The sequence below is a fragment of the Ruminococcus sp. YE282 genome, from assembly GCA_900101355.1.
Classification (GTDB): Bacteria; Bacillota; Clostridia; order Oscillospirales; family Acutalibacteraceae; genus Ruminococcoides; species Ruminococcoides bromii_A.
In genome coordinates, this window is sequence record FMUV01000023.1 from 19,715 (window position 1) to 37,506 (window position 17,792).

At 41.2% G+C, this 17,792-nt stretch carries 20 protein-coding genes and 1 other annotated feature; of the genes, 14 read left to right on the forward strand and 6 right to left on the reverse strand.

The annotated features are described in order from the left end of the window. Nucleotides 1–240 precede the first annotated feature (240 nt). The 7 genes from rpmG (at nt 241) to rplL (ending at nt 3,702) form a co-directional block, all read left to right on the forward strand. Nucleotides 241–390: a 50S ribosomal protein L33 gene (gene rpmG, locus BLP46_RS08240; protein ID WP_015522667.1), complete on the forward strand. Its 150-nt coding sequence runs from the start codon at nt 241–243 to the stop codon at nt 388–390. Between the two features lie 12 nt (nt 391–402). Next, nucleotides 403–669, forward strand: a complete 267-nt coding sequence (secE, locus tag BLP46_RS08245; protein WP_092978064.1) for a preprotein translocase subunit SecE — start codon at nt 403–405, stop codon at nt 667–669. Between the two features lie 40 nt (nt 670–709). Then, a complete protein-coding gene (gene nusG / locus BLP46_RS08250; protein WP_092978066.1) occupies nt 710–1,237 on the forward strand; it encodes a transcription termination/antitermination protein NusG in 528 nt (175 codons plus the stop codon). 109 nt (nt 1,238–1,346) lie between these two features. Continuing rightward, nucleotides 1,347–1,772, forward strand: coding sequence for a 50S ribosomal protein L11 (gene rplK / locus BLP46_RS08255; protein WP_092978068.1), 426 nt, complete (start codon nt 1,347–1,349; stop codon nt 1,770–1,772). A 54-nt stretch (nt 1,773–1,826) separates the two neighbouring features. Continuing rightward, nucleotides 1,827–2,522: a 50S ribosomal protein L1 gene (gene rplA, locus BLP46_RS08260; RefSeq protein WP_092978070.1), complete on the forward strand. Its 696-nt coding sequence runs from the start codon at nt 1,827–1,829 to the stop codon at nt 2,520–2,522. Nucleotides 2,523–2,550: 28 nt separating this feature from the next. Next, nucleotides 2,551–2,683, forward strand: a sequence feature (ribosomal protein L10 leader region). 18 nt (nt 2,684–2,701) lie between these two features. Then, nucleotides 2,702–3,274, forward strand: coding sequence for a 50S ribosomal protein L10 (gene rplJ, locus BLP46_RS08265; protein WP_502685991.1), 573 nt, complete (start codon nt 2,702–2,704; stop codon nt 3,272–3,274). Nucleotides 3,275–3,324: 50 nt separating this feature from the next. After that, entirely contained in the window at nt 3,325–3,702 is a 378-nt protein-coding gene (gene rplL / locus BLP46_RS08270) for a 50S ribosomal protein L7/L12 (protein ID WP_092978072.1), read from the forward strand. A gap of 856 nt (nt 3,703–4,558) precedes the next feature. Here the strand turns inward: rplL and BLP46_RS08275 are convergent. The 5 genes from BLP46_RS08275 to BLP46_RS08295 form a co-directional block, all read right to left on the reverse strand. Next, nucleotides 4,559–5,023, reverse strand: a complete 465-nt coding sequence (locus tag BLP46_RS08275) for a hypothetical protein (RefSeq protein ID WP_092978074.1) — start codon at nt 5,021–5,023, stop codon at nt 4,559–4,561. A 335-nt stretch (nt 5,024–5,358) separates the two neighbouring features. Beyond that, entirely contained in the window at nt 5,359–7,056 is a 1,698-nt protein-coding gene (locus tag BLP46_RS08280; RefSeq protein WP_092978076.1) for a glutamine--tRNA ligase/YqeY domain fusion protein, read from the reverse strand. Between the two features lie 52 nt (nt 7,057–7,108). Further along, entirely contained in the window at nt 7,109–8,563 is a 1,455-nt protein-coding gene (gltX, locus tag BLP46_RS08285; protein ID WP_092978078.1) for a glutamate--tRNA ligase, read from the reverse strand. A 137-nt stretch (nt 8,564–8,700) separates the two neighbouring features. Next, nucleotides 8,701–9,087: a hypothetical protein gene (locus tag BLP46_RS08290; protein ID WP_092978080.1), complete on the reverse strand. Its 387-nt coding sequence runs from the start codon at nt 9,085–9,087 to the stop codon at nt 8,701–8,703. A 144-nt stretch (nt 9,088–9,231) separates the two neighbouring features. Then, on the reverse strand, nt 9,232–9,660 hold the full coding sequence (locus BLP46_RS08295; protein ID WP_143000475.1) for a hypothetical protein: 429 nt from the start codon (nt 9,658–9,660) through the stop codon (nt 9,232–9,234). A 94-nt stretch (nt 9,661–9,754) separates the two neighbouring features. Here BLP46_RS08295 and BLP46_RS08300 point away from each other — a divergent pair, with 94 nt between their 5' ends. Further along, a complete protein-coding gene (locus tag BLP46_RS08300; RefSeq protein WP_092978084.1) occupies nt 9,755–10,603 on the forward strand; it encodes an alpha/beta hydrolase in 849 nt (282 codons plus the stop codon). 115 nt (nt 10,604–10,718) lie between these two features. Here BLP46_RS08300 and BLP46_RS08305 read toward each other — a convergent pair whose 3' ends face one another. Then, the gene (locus tag BLP46_RS08305) at nt 10,719–11,288 is read right to left on the reverse strand and encodes a PduL/EutD family phosphate acyltransferase (RefSeq protein ID WP_173312392.1); all 570 of its coding nucleotides are present in this window, start codon (nt 11,286–11,288) and stop codon (nt 10,719–10,721) included. A gap of 281 nt (nt 11,289–11,569) precedes the next feature. On the opposite strand from BLP46_RS08305, the gene BLP46_RS08310 reads away from it, so the two are divergent. The 6 genes from BLP46_RS08310 to BLP46_RS08335 all read left to right on the forward strand — a co-directional run. Continuing rightward, on the forward strand, nt 11,570–12,142 hold the full coding sequence (locus BLP46_RS08310) for a uracil-DNA glycosylase (protein ID WP_092978106.1): 573 nt from the start codon (nt 11,570–11,572) through the stop codon (nt 12,140–12,142). Between the two features lie 200 nt (nt 12,143–12,342). Next, the gene (gene aspS / locus BLP46_RS08315; protein ID WP_092978086.1) at nt 12,343–14,091 is read left to right on the forward strand and encodes an aspartate--tRNA ligase; all 1,749 of its coding nucleotides are present in this window, start codon (nt 12,343–12,345) and stop codon (nt 14,089–14,091) included. Between the two features lie 183 nt (nt 14,092–14,274). Next, the gene (gatC, locus tag BLP46_RS08320; protein ID WP_092978088.1) at nt 14,275–14,553 is read left to right on the forward strand and encodes an Asp-tRNA(Asn)/Glu-tRNA(Gln) amidotransferase subunit GatC; all 279 of its coding nucleotides are present in this window, start codon (nt 14,275–14,277) and stop codon (nt 14,551–14,553) included. Between the two features lie 12 nt (nt 14,554–14,565). Then, nucleotides 14,566–16,023 (forward strand): Asp-tRNA(Asn)/Glu-tRNA(Gln) amidotransferase subunit GatA, encoded by a 1,458-nt coding sequence (gene gatA / locus BLP46_RS08325; protein ID WP_092978090.1) that lies wholly within the window; start codon nt 14,566–14,568, stop codon nt 16,021–16,023. After that, nucleotides 16,020–17,432: an Asp-tRNA(Asn)/Glu-tRNA(Gln) amidotransferase subunit GatB gene (gatB, locus tag BLP46_RS08330; protein WP_092978092.1), complete on the forward strand. Its 1,413-nt coding sequence runs from the start codon at nt 16,020–16,022 to the stop codon at nt 17,430–17,432. The genes gatA and gatB overlap by 4 nt, the downstream gene beginning before the upstream one ends. Nucleotides 17,433–17,547: 115 nt before the next feature. Continuing rightward, nucleotides 17,548–17,792, forward strand: a 245-nt coding sequence (locus BLP46_RS08335) for a helix-turn-helix domain-containing protein (protein WP_092978094.1), incomplete at its 3' end; no start/stop codon positions are given.

Here is a 17,792-nt window from a genome sequence, read left to right on the forward strand (position 1 = left end):
AAGGTATTGACTATATCTTTACAATATGGTAAAATAACCTTACCTCTGAAAGGGGCTTATTTTTTATGCCCTGCTAAGGGTAATGCCAAATACTTGAAAAAGTTGTTTGAAATATTTGTTCGTTTCATTAATGCCTTGCAAAAGGCGGTTGAACAAACTTTTGTGAGTCTGCAATATTGCGGCTGACGGCATTACTGTTGAGGGAGGCTAAAATATTCCGAAAAACCGGGAGGTGCCGTTATGAGAGTAAAAATCACATTGGCCTGCACAGAGTGCAAACAGCGTAACTACAACACAATGAAGAACAAGAAGAACAGTCCCGACAGACTTGAGATGAACAAGTACTGCCGTTTCTGTAAAAAACACACTCTTCACAAAGAAACTAAATAATGGAGGTACATTATGGCTGACAAAAAGCTTGATACAAAAAAAGCAGATTCCAAAAAAGCTGCTAAAAAAAGCAAAAAGCCTAACGTCTTTGCACGTATTATTAAGTACCTGTCCGCTTGTAAGGGTGAGTTAAAGAAGATATCTTGGTCAACCGTTTCTCAGACAACAAGAAATTTCGGCATTGTAATTGCCGTAATTATTGTTATGAGCGCATTCATATTTGCTCTTGACCAGGGCTTGTATGCTTTGCTTGGTTTGGTTATGGAAACTTCTGCCTAAAGTGCGTTATTACTAAGCTTACGAAAGGAAGAAAGTTATAATGCCTGAAACAGATGCAAAATGGTATGTTGTTCATACTTATTCGGGTTACGAAAACAAAGTTGCCGCTGACCTTATGTCAACAGCGGAAAACAGACAACTTCAGGATATGATTGTTGACGTTAAAGTACCGACAGAAATCGTTACCGAAACCGTTGGCGAAAAAACCAAAGAGGTTGAGCATAAGCTCTATCCGGGTTATGTTTTCGTTAAAATGGTTTATACCGATGAAACTTGGTATGTTGTTCGCAATATTCGCGGATGCACAGGATTTGTCGGCCCGGGATCAAAACCCGTACCCCTTACTGATGCTGAAGTTTACAGAATGGGCGTTGAAACACGCAGCACCAAGGTTAACTATTCTGTGGGCGATTCGGTACGCATTATTGACGGTCCGCTTGAGGACTTCGTCGGCGTTGTTGAAGAAATTGACGCAGACAAAAATTACGTTCGCGTTGTTGTTTCTATGTTCGGACGTGAAACTCCGATTGAGCTTGAGCTTGGTCAGGCTGAATCGATAGAAGAATAATTTAAAAATAATCAGCCAATCGGCTTTTTATTGGGAGCTTGCTCCCTGTGGGAGGGACCCTACACAGTGGCGTTCCGCAATTTACCACGAATTTTGGAGGTTAATCACAATGGCTCAGAAGGTTGTAGGCTTAATTAAGCTGCAGATTCCTGCCGGAAAAGCTACTCCGGCACCACCTGTTGGTCCTGCTTTAGGTCAGCACGGTGTAAACATTGTTGCGTTCACTAAGGATTTTAATGAGCGTACAAAGAACGACATCGGACTTATCATTCCTGTTGTAATTACAGTATATGCCGATCGTTCATTTACTTTCGTTACAAAGACTCCGCCTGCTGCTGTTCTTCTTAAGAAGGCTTGCGGTATCGAAAGCGGTTCAGGCGTACCGAACAAGACTAAGGTTGCCCAGATTACAAAAGAACAGCTTGCAAAGATTGCAGAGCAGAAAATGCCTGACCTTAACGCAGGTTCTCTTGAAGCTGCTATCAGCATGGTTGCCGGTACAGCAAGAAGCATGGGTATTACAGTAGTTGACTAATTATCCGGGTGGGAGGAAGTTTCCGATTGACCACCTAACAATGGAGGAAAAGTAATGAAACACGGTAAGAAATATGTTGACGCTGCTAAGCTCGTTGACAGAACTAAATTATATGACTCAAACGAGGCTCTTGCCACTGTTGTAAAAACAGCCACAGCTAAGTTTGACGAAACAGTTGAGCTTCATATCAAGCTTGGCGTTGACAGCCGTCACGCTGACCAGCAGGTAAGAGGCGCAGTTGTTCTTCCTAACGGTACAGGTAAAAAGGTAAGAGTTCTTGCAATTTGTAAGGGCGCTAACGTTGACCTTGCTAAGGAAGCAGGCGCAGATTTTGTTGGCGCTGAAGATATGACTCAGAAAATTCAGCAGGAAAACTGGATGGACTTTGACGTTCTTATCACAACTCCCGATTGCATGGGTCTTGTTGGTCGTCTTGGTAGAATCCTCGGTCCCCGTGGTCTTATGCCAAACCCAAAGGCCGGTACTGTTACTCCTGACATTGCTAAGGCTGTTAAAGAAGCTAAGGCAGGTAAGATTGAGTACCGTCTTGATAAGACAAACATTATTCACTGCCCTATCGGCAAAGTAAGCTTTGGTCCTGATAAGCTTGCTGAAAACTTTGACACACTTATGGATGCGGTTGTTAAGGCTAAGCCTGCTGCTGCAAAGGGACAGTATCTCCGTTCTGTTGCAGTAACTTCAACAATGGGTCCAAGCGTCAGAGTAAGCACTTCTAAATTCGGTGCTTAAAATTTTATAGTTGTTAACACATCGGTGTTAATATAAATTCGCTGTTCTAAAGACAGCAGGTGCATTGCGTAAGGGTTATCCCGCCTGCCGAGGAAGATGCAAATTACTTTGTATTTTTGCAACCGTCCGAGGTATGTTTGGACGGTTGTTTTTTTGAACTGCGACAAAAAATTTTGGAGGTGAAAATTTTGCCAAGTCAAAGTGTTTTAGAGCAGAAAAAAGCTATTGTAGCTGAGCTTTCAGAAAGACTTAAGAACTCTATCACAGGTGTTGTTGTTTCATACGAAGGTATCAACGTTGAAGACGATACAAAGCTCAGAAAAGAGCTTCGTGAGAACGACGTAAAGTATTCGGTAGTTAAGAATACACTTTTGTCACGTGCTTGTGAAGAAGCAGGTCTTGAGGACATTAAATCTGTACTTGAGGGTACAACAGCTATCGCAACAAGCGATACTGAATATGCAGCTGCAGCAAGAATCCTCTGCAACTATGCAAAGGATCACGAAAACTTTAAGGTTAAGACAGCTTACCTTGACGGCGCTGTAATTGATATGGACACAATCATATCTCTTTCAAAGCTCCCAACCAAGGAAGTTCTTCTTGCAAATGTTCTTGGTGCATTCCAGGCGCCTATCGCATCATTTGCCCGTGCCGTACAGGCTATTGTTGACAAGGGCGGCGTAGAAGCTTGTGCCGCTGAAAAGGCAGACGCTCCTGCTGAGGAAGCTCCTGCTGAAGAAGCAGCAGAATAATCTGCTAAAATTTTAAAATTATTAATTTATAATATCGGAGGTAAATTACAATGGCATCAGAAAAAATTACTGCTATTATTGAAGAATTAAAAGGCCTCACAGTTCTTGAGCTTTCAGAGCTCGTTCACGCTGTTGAGGATGAGTTTGGTGTATCCGCTGCTGCTGCAGTTGCAGTTGCAGGTCCTGCTGCTGACGGCGGCGCTGCTGCTGCTGAGCAGACAGAGTTTGACGTAATTCTTAAGTCAGCCGGCGGCAACAAGATTGCTGTTATCAAGGCTGTTCGTGAGATCACAGGTCTTGGACTTAAGGAAGCAAAGGCTGTTGTTGACGGTGCTCCTAAGACTGTTAAGGAAGCTGTTTCTAAGGACGACGCTGAAGCTATGAAGTCAAAGCTCGAAGAGGCTGGCGCAGAAGTAGAATTAAAGTAATTTTACTGAATTACTTAAATACTTTTTGTAATTGTTTGCACATCGCAGAATTTTGTTTTGCGGTGTGCATTTTTTATGCCGAATTTTCAGTTAATTTTAAAGCGGGGCAAAGTGATTAACAATAAATATGTTTTAGCTTGCCTTTATCATTTCGTTATTTCTGCTATGATTATTATCTTGTTTTGCAAAAAAATGAGTCCGATAAAATATCGAACTCATCTTATAAAATTTAATAATTTATCTTATTGATAAAAATTTTGATAATTGTTTGCGCTTTATTCATCAAGCACTCAGCCAATATCCTCTGCCCTGAGTTGTGCTGTAATTTGAAGTGTTGGTAGCCATTTTGCTGTTCTCACCGTCAAAGTAGAAAATCTTGACGCCTACTCCGCCCCAAGATGAAACGTAAGCATCAGGATATTCACTGCACTTTACAATCAGCCAATTGTATTCATACTTGTCATCAGAATATGCAAACTCTTTTCCGCAAACTCCTGTGAATATGGTATGTTTAAAGGATACTGAAAATCCGCCGCCACTTCCGGTATCATCACTGGTAAGAGCTACTGTAACTTTGTCAAGTTCACCCTTGGGACATTTTATCTGAAAATAATAGTTGCCATTGTTTTTGTAATAGTGTGTGCAATCTACTACCGAGTGGTCCTAAATTAAAACTACATCTGCTGCAAAAGCAGGAACAACAGCTGCAAAAACCATTACTACGCTCATAAATAGCACGGCAAGACTTTTTGATAATCGTTTTGTCATATTAAATCCCTCTTTTCTTTAAATGATTTTGTGTAAAAAGGTTTGTGACGCTTTGCGACTCAGGTCTGAATTAGACAGCGTGTCGCTTTTAAGCACTCAACCAATATCCTCTGCCCTCGGTTGTGCTGCCGTTAGCAGTATCAGTAGCCATATAATGTTTATCCTGGTCGAAATAACTATGATAAAGTTTAATTCCTATTCCTTCATCTGAGTATTTTGATAAAACCAAATTATAATAATCAGATGTATCATCGGAGTATAAATAGGTCATATTGGTTTGATTTCCCAAAATAGTGGTGGAATATAAAACATCTCCGTCGCTGTTTTTGGTTATTGCCAATGATGTGTAAATCAGATTTCTGCCCTTTGGAAGCTTGATTGTGAAGGTGAATGTCCCGTCATTGTTCTTATATCTGTGAACGCAGTCAACAACAGAGTGGTCTTCAACATATGTAATTGAACTTGATTCCGCAAATGCAGGTATAACGGCTTCAAACACCATAACCATACTTAAAAACAGTACAGCAAGACTTTTTGATAATCGTTTTGTCATAATAAAATTCCTCTTTAAAATTATTTAGTCATGACTATGAGGATATATTATTATTAAAGTTATAAAATGTCAACACTTTCGACAAAAATATACAAAATATTACATAAAATTATTGAGCTTTTTAAAAATATATTGTTTAATTAAACTATACTTACGAAAAATATATTATCTTTAATTATATATGCCTCTAATATTAAACGATATTTTTTTGAATTATTGCGCTTCAGAGGTTTGTTGTTTATCTGAATAAATGTTTTTGCTTACTTAGGCAAATAAAAACGGGTTTAAATGTAGATATACACTTAAACCCGTTTTAATACTGAGATTATATTTTTTTATCCTTTTTTCTTAAATCCGTCTTTAAGATTCACACTGCGGTTGAATACAAGGTGTTGTGGTCTGCTGTCTTTATTATCAACACAAAAATAACCGAGGCGCATAAACTGAAAACTTTTTGGAGCTTCTGCTGTTTCAAGAGATTTTTCAACTTTGCAGTTATTGAGAACTTCAAGTGAATTTGGATTTAGATAATCAAGGAAGTTTCTGTCGCCAACATCAGGGTCGGGAACAGTGAAAAGATTATCATACAGACGAACCTCTGCTTCGGCGCAGTTGTTGCAATCAACCCAATGAATTGTGCCTCTGACCTTTCTGCCGTCGGGTGTGTTTCCGCCGCGGGTTTGTGGGTCGTATTCGGCATAAACCTCAACAACGTTTCCGTCCTCGTCTTTTTTGCAACCCGTACACCTTACTATATAGGTTGATTTAAGTCTGACTTCGTTACCCGGATAAAGCCTCTGATACTTCTTGATTGGTTCTTCCATAAAGTCAGCTGCTTCTATCCAACATTCACGAGAGAATGTAACGGTGCGTGTTCCGTTTTCGGGATGATTCGGATTGTTTTCAATTTCAAATTCTTCGGTTTTGTCTTCCGGATAATTTGTAATTACAAGCTTTATTGGGTGCAGAACACACATAACACGGTCGGCACTGTCGTTAAGGTCATCACGCAGACAATGTTCCAAAAAGCTGTATTCAACAATTGAATTTACCTTTGAAACACCGATTTGGTCAATGAAACTGCGAATAGACTTTGGTGTGTAGCCACGTCTGCGAAGTCCGCAAAGGGTAGGCATTCTCGGGTCGTCCCAGCCGCTTACATAACTTTTTTCAACCAGCTCTCTGAGCTTGCGCTTTGACATTACCGTGTTGTTTATTCCAAGTCTTGCAAATTCAATCTGGCGTGGCTTTGCGGGTGCCGAAATATTGTTGATAACCCAATCGTAAAGTGGGCGGTGAGCCTCAAACTCAAGGGAACAAAGACTGTGTGTAATTCCCTCAATTGCATCTTCAATCGGGTGTGCAAAGTCATACATCGGATATATGCACCACTTGTCGCCGGTTCTGTGATGTTTAAGGCGATTTATACGGTATATAACAGGGTCGCGCATATTGAAGTTGCCCGAAGCAAGGTCAATTTTGGCACGAAGCGTCATTTTTCCGTCCTCAAATTCGCCGTTCTTCATTCTTTCAAACAAATCAAGGCTTTCTTCAATCGGGCGGTCACGATACGGGCTCTTTGCAGGAGTTTGTGTATCACCTCTGTATTCCTTAACCTGTTCTGCGTTAAGCTCACATACATATGCCAATCCCTTTTTAATCAGTTCAACGGCATAATCATACATTTGCTCAAAATATTGTGAAGCATAGTAAAATCTGTCTCCCCAGTCAAATCCCAGCCACTTAATGTCTTCCTTGATGGCGTCAACATATTCAACATCTTCCTTGGTAGGATTTGTATCGTCCATTCTTAGGTTGCACATACCGTTGTATTTTTCGGCAGTAGCAAAGTTAATGCAAATTGCCTTTGCGTGACCGATGTGCAGATAGCCGTTTGGTTCCGGAGGAAAACGAGTGTGAACCTTTTTGCCTTCAAATCTTCCGCCTTCGGCTATATCTTCATCTATAAAACTGTGAATGAAGTTGCCCTGCATGAGCTCTTCATTTTCTGTGTTCTTTATTTCGTCAGCCATATTACCCTCCTGAAAAATATTTGTAAGAGCGTTTGTTCTTAATAATTAAACATCAATTGAACTTTGCAAGTCCTTTTTCAAGTCGCTGCAAAGATTCTTCTCTGCCGAGAATGTCAAGAATTTCAACAGCTCCGCCCGGTGTAACGGTTTTTCCTGCCGCTGCAATTCTTACGGGCCACATAACCGTTCCGTTTTTGAGTTCTTTTTCAACCGCCATATTAATAAGGCAATCATGTATAGATTGATTGTCCCAAACAGACATTGCCTTGAGTCTTTCATAAGCCTCTTTAAGCACAACTGGAGCGTTTTCAAAATTTGTTTTGCTCTTTTTGTTGACGAACAAATCCTTTGAGTACTCGGGCAATTCAGCAAAGAAATCAATCATTTCAGGAATTTGCGTTAGCTGAGTTGTGCGTTTTTGCAGAATTTCGGCAAATTTTTCATAAGGCATTTGTTTATCGCCGAATACTTTTTTATAATAAGGCATTGCTGCTTCTGTAAATTCTTCAACAGACATAGCTCTGATATATTCGCCGTTAAACCACGACAATTTGTCATAGTCAAATACCGACGGAGACTTGCTTATTCCGCTGATGTCAAATTCCTTTTCAAGCTCTGCAAGAGTAAATATCTCCTGATTATCTTTTGGGCACCAACCAAGCAGAGCAATATAGTTGATTATTGCCTGCGGCAGATAACCGTCATTAATAAGGTCATAAAATCCTGTTGCACCGTGGCGCTTTGAAAGCTTTGAAACATTGCCGTCCTCGTCTTTGCCCATAATAAGCGGAAGATGAATGTAAGTGGGAATCTCCCATCCGAATGCTTCATAAAGCAGATTGTATTTAGGTGTTGAACTCAGATACTCAGAGCCGCGAACAACATGTGTGATGTTCATTGTGTGGTCGTCAATTACATTTGCAAAATTGTAAGTTGGATAACCGTCGGTTTTAATAAGTATTTGGTCTTGCAGCTCGGAATTTTCAACTGTTATTTCGCCAAAAACCGCATCAACAAATGTTGTGGTTCCTTCGGTGGGCATTTTCTGGCGTATAACATACGGTACGCCCTCTGCCAAAAGTCTGTCAATTTCCTCTTGTGGCAGGTCTCTGCAATGGCGGTCATATCCTCCGCCAACCGTATCGTTTTGCAGCTTTTCAAGTCTTTCTTTTGAGCAGAAGCAACGATAGGCTTTTCCCTCTTTTATAAGTTGTTCGGCATAGGGAAGATACATATCTTTACGCTCTGACTGAACATACGGACCGAAGTCTCCTCCGACGTCAGGACCTTCGTCGTGCTTAAGTCCTGCAAGTTTCAGCGTGTTGTAAATAAAGTCAACGGCACCGTCAACCAGTCTTTCACGGTCGGTGTCTTCTATTCTCAAAATAAATTTTCCGCCTTGTGATTTTGCCACCAAATATTCATAAAGCGCTGTCCTCAGGTTGCCTACGTGCATAAAGCCTGTGGGGCTTGGCGCATATCTTGTTCTGACAGTTTTTTCAGCCATTCTTATCAGCCTCCAGCATAAAATTATACGTTTACCATTATAACATACATATTAGGATATTTCAAATAAAAATACAAAGGCATTGATATTTTGCTGTTTTGCCAAAACCCAAAATATCAATGCCGATTTTTGTTTCTTTATTCAGTTCTTACAAATGTAATCAGGGTATCCGCATTACCGTAATTGAGAGACATTGTCAAAGTTCTCCTTTGAAAGCAAAGCTTTTGGTTTTTGTCGTTAAGTTCAATGTCAACTGATGATTTGTTTAGAAAGTAAATTCCGTCGGTTTCAATTCCTCCGATTGTGACAGAACATCTTCCGTCTTTGGTGAAATAAAGGTCAAACAGGGAATTATTGACACCGAGATCGCTGTTCTTCATTGTTTTTCCTTGAATTTCGACTGTTGTCGGCGACCAGTCACCAACCAAAATGTCGTTTTTCTTGTTGGCACAGTTTATCAACAAGATACCCGAAAGCATGCTGCAAACTGAGAGAAGTGATACGATAAAGATTCTGATTTTCATAGTGATTACCATCCTATTCTAAAAATTTTTTCAATGGAAATTTTACCATTTTTTAACATTTTTGTCAATTTTTGTTAAAAAGGGCTGTGGATGGTAAACGTTTGCTTATGCGTTGGTTTTTATTGTATAATTTTATTGTTATTTTTATAAAAAAGCTTTCATCTCGCTTATGTGTGTTTCTTCTGTATCAAGCATTTTTTGAGCAAGAAGTCTTATATTTGAATCAGCACCGTTATATTCTCTTAGGTTGCGTGACATCTTATTAAGCCCCATTGTGTTACCCTTTATCATCATTTCGGCAACGTGTGATGACGAAGAATCACGTTTTAAATCACGGCTTGCAGCGTACCTTGTCATTGTTTTGGTGATTGGGCTGACGTGCTGAATTTCTTCGCCGCGGTTTCTCAGCATATTGTTTGCACAGTGGTATATCTTTCCATAGCGCACAAGCTGGTTGCACAAAACGTCGTCAACTTTACTGTCTTTTAGTCTTTTGCGAACGCTTGTAATGCCTTGGCATCCCATTTCGGCACTTTGCAAAATTGAGTTTAGCATTTCAACATCATTAATCATAAAATTCACCTCAAAATAATTATTGTCGGGAAATTTTGTTTTATTCATATTGAAAATAAGCCTGTTTTGTGTTTTAATTAATTTGGTGATTTATATGACAGAAGAAAAATTATATACTGTTTCTTTGCCTTATCCCGGCAGGGATAAAAAACAAATTTGGGTTTATGTTCCGTCACATACTGACGGAGAAAAATTTCCGACCGTATATATGACTGACGGTCAGAATTTGTTTGACGAAGATTCGACTCCTTACGGAAGTTGGAAAGTTGCCGACGCAGTAAAAAACGAGATGAAAAACAGTTCGTCGGGTGCCGTAATTGTGGGGATTGATAATTCGGGCAAAATGCGTGAAAACGAACTCACTCCGAAGTCAATCGGCAAAATGATGACTGAGAATGAGAAATTTGCAGCAGAAATGTCTGATGAAATGTATGGTAATTTGATTAAACTTAATAAAGTTTTTTATAAGACATTTAATGCTCCCGAAGCCGAGATTTTTGACGACTTTTTGGTAAACACGGTTATGCCGTATGTTGAAGAAAATTTTCCTGTAATCTCTGACAAAAACTCAAGGGCGGTCTGCGGCAGTTCTATGGGCGGACTTTTTGCTTTTTATGAGGCTGTTGCACACAGCGATATTTTTTCATTTTCGGGTGTGTTTTCTCCTGCGTTTTTGCTTTTTAAAGAGAGCGAAATTTTGGGCTGGCTTATGGGCAAAATGACGGATGATATGCCGTATTTATATGTTTATACAGGCGGCGGAGATATTCTTGAAGAAATAATTTGCAAGACTACGGAAAGTACCTACGATATGATTACCGAGTGCGGCTATCCGTATGACAGGTCAAGCATAGTGATTCTGCCCGAGAACAAGCATAATGAGGCAGCTTGGTGTGAGATTTATCCGGACTTTTTGCACACGTTTTTGTCAAAATGCAAGTAAACAAATTAACGGTTTATAAATAAAGTAAAAATATATTGAACATTCTGTTTTTCGCACAAAAAAAGAGTGACCGAAAAGGTCACTCTGCTTAGTTTTTAGTATTAAATATCAGAGATTATGCAATGATTTCGCCGTCAACTGTTCCACCGAGACAGGCAGCATTTGATTCGTCGGTGTCAATGTGCATTGCAGGAGCATAATTTTCACTTACTCTGATAACAACGTCGCCGAAAGTAAGGGCTCTGCCGGTGTTTTCGCCAACTTTTACAGATACAATCTGCTTATCCTTTAAGCCAAATTCTTCGGCTGTTTTTGGGTCAAGGTGAATGTGTCTTTTTGCTGCAATTACGCCGCATTCGATTTCAATTTCACCTGCGGGACCCACAAGCTTGCATCCGGGAGTTCCCTCAATGTCGCCTGATTCTCTGACAGGAGCGGCAATGCCGAGCTTGCGTGCGTCGGTAAGTGAAATTTCAACCTGATCGGCTTTTCTTTCGGGTCCGAGGATTGACATTTTCATTTCGCCCTTTGGACCTACTACTGTAACTTTTTCAACGCAGGCAAACTGTCCCGGCTGAGAAAGATTCTTTTTGTTTGTAAGCTTAGCGTCCTTGCCAAACAAAGCGGCAAGAGTTTCTTTGGTAACGTGAACGTGATGTGCAGAAGTTTCTACCATTACTTTCATTTGAATAACCACCAATCATTTTATTTTGCATTGAATTGCATAACTTTATTTTACTACGATTTTCAGCAAATTTCAACACAACAGAGAAATTTAATAATAACATAAGTGCAGATTTTTCTCGCCTCTGAGACGGTGGGTGGCACATCAGAATTTCAGTGCAAATTATATGTTTTCACCGAGTCTATGAGCGGTTGATATTTCTTTAAAGCAAAGCGGAGTATTGCTTTGCTTTAAACAAAAAACAGATGTTTTGTCAGATGAATATTGAAAGGATTTTTTATATGTATAACACATGGGAAGAACTTACACAGGCGTGTCAGGAGTGCCACAAATGCGGACTTTGCGAAACACGCCATAACGTGGTTGTAGGTGTCGGCAGCAAAGACGCAGAGGTTATGTTTATCGGAGAGGGACCCGGTGAAAATGAGGACCTGCAGGGCGAGCCGTTTGTGGGAAGAGCCGGAAAACTGCTTGATAAAATGCTGACAGCCGTTGACCTTGACCGAAGCAAAAATATCTATATCGCAAACATTGTAAAATGCCGTCCTCCTCAGAATCGCGACCCAAAACCCGAGGAGCAGCAGATGTGCATAGATTGGCTGAGGACTCAGGTAAAGCTTATGCGCCCGAAAATCATTGTATGTTTGGGAAGAATTGCCGCAGGCAGAATAATAAAATCCGATATAAAAATAACAAGAGAACACGGTCAGTGGTTTGAAAAGGGCGGTATACAGATGATGGCAATGCTTCATCCCGCCGCTGTTTTGAGAGACCCACGAAAAAAGCCCGAAGCTTTTGACGATTTTTTGAAGCTTAGGGATAAAATAAATGAAATTTGCGACCATACATATTAAGCGGTAAAAAAAGTAATGGAAAATATTGATTGAACCGTCATTTTGTGGTATAATGCTATGGTATGGATTATTGTTTAATCAATAGTGGTTACCACACTTAATTTATGTGCAAAAAGAACCGTAAATTGTGTCAAAATTTATTTTGATTATGTGCGGTAAAAGTAACTATTGGCAAAACAACTTTGAAAGGACAATTATTGATGATAAAGGCTAACGAGTACCGCACTGTAACCTGCGGTGAATTGAGAGAAGAAAATATCGGACAGGAAGTTAGAGTTGCCGGCTGGGTGGAAAATATTCGTGACCACGGCGGTGTAATGTTCCTGGATATCCGTGACCAATACGGCGTGCTTCAGGTTGTTGTTCACAATGATGAGCTTTTGAAGCATATCAACAAAGAGTGTTCGGTTACGCTGAGCGGCAAGGTTGTAAAGCGTGACGAAGATACTATAAACAAAAAGATTGCAACCGGATTTGTTGAAGTTCATACCGAGGACATCAGGGTATTGGGCAAATGCAAAAATGCGCTTCCGTTTGAGGTTGCAACCTCAACAAACACTTCCGAAGAAGTAAGACTTAAATACCGTTTTCTCGATTTGAGAAATCCTAAGGTTCACAATAATATTCTTTTGCGCTCACAGATAATTACTTTCCTGCGTGCAAAGATGAACGAAATGGGTTTTGCAGAAATTCAGACCCCGATTCTTTCAACTTCAAGCCCCGAGGGCGCACGTGACTATCTGATTCCGAGCCGTAAGCACAAGGGCAAGTTCTATGCTCTGCCACAGGCTCCGCAGATTTTCAAACAGTTGCTGATGGTTTCGGGATTTGACAAATATTTTCAGATTGCACCTTGCTTCCGTGACGAGGACGCACGTGCCGACCGTTCACCGGGCGAGTTTTATCAGCTTGACTTTGAAATGGCGTTTGCAACTCAGGAAGATGTCTTTGACGTTGCGGAAGAAGTTCTTTATGAAACATTCAAAAAATTCTCGGATAAAGAGGTTTCAAAGCCTCCGTTTGTTCGTATTCCTTATGCCGAAAGTATGCTGAAATACGGCACAGATAAGCCTGACCTGCGTAATCCGCTTGTCATTGTTGAAATCAGCGATATGTTTGAAGAGACAGATTTTGCGCCGTTCCGCAAAAAGACAGTCCGTTCAATTAACGTTCCGAATGCCGCTTCTCAGAGCAAAAAGTGGTTTAAGAGAATGGAAGAGTTTGCTCTTTCAATCGGTATGAAGGGCTTGGGCTATGTAAAGGTAAAGGATGACCTGACCTTTGACGGCCCGATTGACAAGTTCCTCAAAGAGGGCGACCGTGAAGAGCTTATCAGCCGCAACGGTTCAAAGGCTGGCGACGTTATTTACTTTATCGCTGACACAGCTCAGGAAGCTCCGAAGCTTGCAGGTCAGATAAGAACAGAGGTTGCAAAGCGCCTTGATTTAATTGATACAAGCAAATTTGAGCTTTGCTTTATCGTTGATTTCCCAATGTATGAGCGTGATGAGGAAACCAACCAGATTATATTCACTCACAATCCGTTCTCAATGCCTCAGGGCGGTCTTGACAGTCTGCTCAATAAAGACCCGGAAGAAATTCTTGCTTATCAGTACGATATAGTATGCAACGGCGTAGAGCTTTCGTCAGGTGCTGTTCGTAACCACGACATTGAGATTATGAAAAAGGCATTTGAGATTGCAGGTTACAGCGAAGAAGACCTCAAGGCTAAGTTCTCGGCACTTTATAATGCATTCCAGTTCGGTGCACCGCCGCACGCAGGTATGGCTCCGGGCGTTGACAGAATGATTATGTTGCTTACAGAAGAAGAAAATATTCGTGAGGTAATTGCATTCCCAATGAACTCCAATGCACAGGATTTGCTTCTTGGTTCACCGGGAGAGGTAACAGAGCAGCAGCTTCGTGAGGTTCATATTAAATTAAGATAATCTATTGCAGATGTTCCCGAATCTAAGACGATGGGGATATATCAGAATTTCAGTGGAATATTATCTACCGAAAATGCTCCTTTGCTTGTAATTAACCGCAGGCAAAGCAGAGCGCTGCTTTAATTTAAAACTTACAGGGGCGGTTTTGCTGCCTCAATATCCCGATTTTAAAGGATGGTTTTTATGGTAACAAGAGAAGATGTTGAAAACATTGCGTTGCTTTCAAAGCTGTTCGTTCCCGAGGAGGAGCTTGACAGTCTAACAAAGTCAATGCAGGAAATAATTGATTTTGCCGACGCTATTAACAATGCGCCGTCGGAGGGTGAAGCGTTTGATAATATCAATAATCTTTCAAACGTTTTTCGTGAGGATGAAGTAATTCCTTCGTACAGCAGCGAGGAGATTCTTAAAAATGCTCCCGAGCAGGCGGAAAATCATTTCCTTGTCAGAAACAGAGAATAAGGCGGTGTAGTTATGGGTAAAATTGCAAAAATTCACGAGATGCTAAAGTCGAAGCAATGTTCCTGCACCGAGCTTACTAAGAGCTATCTTGATGAAATCGAAAAATCTAACGGAGAGCTTAACGCATATGTCAACATTACGGGCGATGAAGCGTTAAAAGCCGCAAAGACCGTTGATGAAAAAATAGCAAAGGGTGAAGAAATCGGGTTGCTTGAGGGCGTTCCGATGACCTTAAAGGACAACCTTTCAACCAAAGGGATTGAAACCACCTGTTGTTCAAAAATACTTACAGGATACAAACCTATTTATAACGCAACGGTTTGGGATATACTTCAGAATCAGAATGCCGTTATGTTGGGCAAAACAAATATGGACGAGTTTGCAATGGGTTCGTCCTGTGAAACATCATATTTTGGCGGCGCAGCCAATCCGTTTAATACAAACCACGTTGCAGGCGGTTCGTCGGGCGGTGTTGCAAGCGCTGTCGGTGCTAATATTGCGGCATACGGACTCGGCTCCGATACCGGCGGTTCAATTCGTCAGCCTGCTTCTTTTTGCGGCATTGTCGGATTAAAGCCAACCTATGGCTCGGTATCCCGTTACGGTCTTATCGCTTACGCAAGCTCACTTGACCAGATTGGACCTATCACTACAAGTGTGGAAGATGCATCAATTGTTTTTGACGCTATTTCTCAGTATGACGATAAGGACTCAACTTCAAAGGGCAACGTTGGCGGAGAGACCTATTCAAAACTTAACAATGACATAAAGGGAATGAAAATCGGCATAGCAAGGGAATACCTTGACGGCGTTCGTGATGACGTAAAAGAGGCTATTCTCAAAGCCGCCGAGGTTTATAAATCTCTTGGTGCGGAAATTGTTTATTTTGATTTGCCCGCACTCAAGTTTGCACTCCCGGTTTATTATATTATTGCCTGTGCCGAGGCTTCTTCAAACCTTGGCAGGTACGACGGTATTCGTTACGGATACAAAACAGAACACTACAACGGCACCCATGATATGATTTGCCGCACACGTTCGGAGGGATTCGGCGAAGAAGTAAAACGCAGAATTTTGCTTGGAACATATGTGCTTTCGGCAGGCTATTATGACGCTTACTATAAAAAAGCCCAGAACCTGCGCGGAACTATCGTGAAGTCGTTTAATAATGCTTTTGAAAATTGCGATGTTATCCTTGCTCCGACAGTTCCTATGACGGCGTTTGAAAAGGGACACGCAACTTCTGACCCGATTGAAACTTATCTTACCGATATTTGCACGGTTCCTGTAAATATTGCAGGTTTGCCGGGCGTGTCAATTCCATGCGGATTTAACGCAAAGGGAATGCCGATTGGTATGCAGCTTATCGGCAAGAGCTTCGGCGAGGCTCAGATATTGAATGCTGCCTATAAATATCAACAGGCGGCAGGCGAAAACTTTAAGGAAACAAAGTGGGGTGTAAAACTGTGAAATACGAATTAGTTTCGGGTTTTGAAACCCACATTGAGCTTGCAACAAAAACAAAAATATTCTGCGGCTGCACCACCGAATTTGGCGGCGAGCCAAACACTCATTGCTGTCCTGTTTGTATCGGACTTCCGGGAACTTTGCCAAAACTTAACAGGGAAGTAGTTCGCTATGCGATACTCGCAGGTCTTGCGGTTCACGGTGAGGTTGCCGAGGTTGCAAAGATGGACAGAAAGAATTATTGCTATCCTGACCTTTCAAAGGCATATCAGATAAGCCAGCTTTATGCTCCGTTGATTATCGGCGGATATGTTGAATTGTCAAACGGCAGAAAGATTCGCCTGCACCATATTCATATTGAGGAAGACGCAGGAAAACTTATTCACCAGCATGGCGATACCTATGTTGACTATAACCGCGGCGGAGTTCCTCTGATTGAAATTGTTTCCGAGCCTGACATTCGCTCAATTGACGAAGCGAGAGAGTATGTTGAGAAGCTCCAGCAGGTTATGCGTTATATCGGAATTTCCGACTGCAAAATGCAGGAGGGTTCAATGCGCTGTGACGTTAATATTTCTGTTCGACCTGAAGGTTCCGAAGAATTTGGCACACGAACAGAGATTAAGAATATGAACTCAATTAACAACATAGCAAAGGCTATGGAGTATGAATATGAGCGACAGGTTGACTTGATTGAGAGCGGCGGAAAGGTAGTTCAGGAGACTTTGCGCTATGATGACGCAACCGGAACAACTTCTTCAATGCGAAGCAAAGAAGACGCTCACGATTACCGTTACTTCCGTGACCCTGACCTTGTTACAATAAATGTAAGCAGGGAAGAGGTGGAAGAACTCAGAGCAAAATTGCCCGAGCTTCCGACAGAAAAGTGCAAAAGATATGTTGAACAGCTTTCATTGCCTGAAAAGGACGCACAGCTTCTTACAAAGTATCGCAGAATCAGCGAGTATTTTGATGAAGCGTGTGACGGCGTAAAATCGCCGAAAACCGTTGCAAACTTTATTATAGGACAGATTTTCCGCAGAACCGAAACCGAAAGCGATAAAGAAGTGTTTGATGTTGCGGTAACGCCAAAACAGCTTAACGAGCTTGTAAAGCTACTTGACAGCGGAAAGATACGCAACAACCTTGCAAAGGCTACGCTTGAAAAAATGCTTGACACAGGCAAGGGTGCGCTTGAATTTATCAGCGAAGACGATATGGGCGGCATTGACGAAAACGCTTTGCTTGAGCTCTGCAAGAATGCGGTAGAGAGCAACCCTAAGGCTGTTGACGACTTTAAAAGCGGCAAGGAAAAGGCGATTAAGGCACTTGTCGGCAATGTTATGAAGAACAGCAGAGGCAAGGCTGACGCAGCAGCTGCCGAGGCTAAAATCAAAGAACTTATCGGCTAAAACTATTGCTAAAAATCAAACAGGGACTGATTTGCACAGGTCCGTAAAAAACGGACAATAGAAAAAACAGACCCCCTATGGTAGAATAAAATAAACTACCATAGGGGGATTTTGTATGCCAAGAGAATATCGACATATACAACAATATGAAAAAGAAATAATAGAGCTTTGGGAACAAGGAAAGACATTAAGAGAAATTGCAGAAAAATTTGGATTTAGCAAAAATCAAGTACAGGAATTTAAAACAAGATATAACCGTAAGCAAAGGAAACTTGCATCGGGTATAGTAATTAAACCCAAAGGTAGACCACGAAAAGATGGAACTTCTCTACCGCCATCAATACAACAATTAAGCAAGTT

Coding starts and splice junctions, on each gene's coding strand:
- rplL (WP_092978072.1), top strand. CDS start 3,325: ATGGCATCAGAAAAAATTACTGCTATTATTGAAGAATTAAAAGGCCTC.
- BLP46_RS08295 (WP_143000475.1), bottom strand. CDS start 9,660: ATGATTAATGATGTTGAAATGCTAAACTCAATTTTGCAAAGTGCCGAA.
- BLP46_RS08275 (WP_092978074.1), bottom strand. CDS start 5,023: ATGACAAAACGATTATCAAAAAGTCTTGCTGTACTGTTTTTAAGTATG.
- BLP46_RS08300 (WP_092978084.1), top strand. CDS start 9,755: ATGACAGAAGAAAAATTATATACTGTTTCTTTGCCTTATCCCGGCAGG.
- secE (WP_092978064.1), top strand. CDS start 403: ATGGCTGACAAAAAGCTTGATACAAAAAAAGCAGATTCCAAAAAAGCT.
- gltX (WP_092978078.1), bottom strand. CDS start 8,563: ATGGCTGAAAAAACTGTCAGAACAAGATATGCGCCAAGCCCCACAGGC.
- BLP46_RS08310 (WP_092978106.1), top strand. CDS start 11,570: ATGTATAACACATGGGAAGAACTTACACAGGCGTGTCAGGAGTGCCAC.
- nusG (WP_092978066.1), top strand. CDS start 710: ATGCCTGAAACAGATGCAAAATGGTATGTTGTTCATACTTATTCGGGT.
- rplA (WP_092978070.1), top strand. CDS start 1,827: ATGAAACACGGTAAGAAATATGTTGACGCTGCTAAGCTCGTTGACAGA.
- BLP46_RS08280 (WP_092978076.1), bottom strand. CDS start 7,056: ATGGCTGACGAAATAAAGAACACAGAAAATGAAGAGCTCATGCAGGGC.
- gatA (WP_092978090.1), top strand. CDS start 14,566: ATGGGTAAAATTGCAAAAATTCACGAGATGCTAAAGTCGAAGCAATGT.
- rpmG (WP_015522667.1), top strand. CDS start 241: ATGAGAGTAAAAATCACATTGGCCTGCACAGAGTGCAAACAGCGTAAC.
- BLP46_RS08290 (WP_092978080.1), bottom strand. CDS start 9,087: ATGAAAATCAGAATCTTTATCGTATCACTTCTCTCAGTTTGCAGCATG.
- BLP46_RS08305 (WP_173312392.1), bottom strand. CDS start 11,288: ATGAAAGTAATGGTAGAAACTTCTGCACATCACGTTCACGTTACCAAA.
- rplK (WP_092978068.1), top strand. CDS start 1,347: ATGGCTCAGAAGGTTGTAGGCTTAATTAAGCTGCAGATTCCTGCCGGA.
- aspS (WP_092978086.1), top strand. CDS start 12,343: ATGATAAAGGCTAACGAGTACCGCACTGTAACCTGCGGTGAATTGAGA.
- gatC (WP_092978088.1), top strand. CDS start 14,275: ATGGTAACAAGAGAAGATGTTGAAAACATTGCGTTGCTTTCAAAGCTG.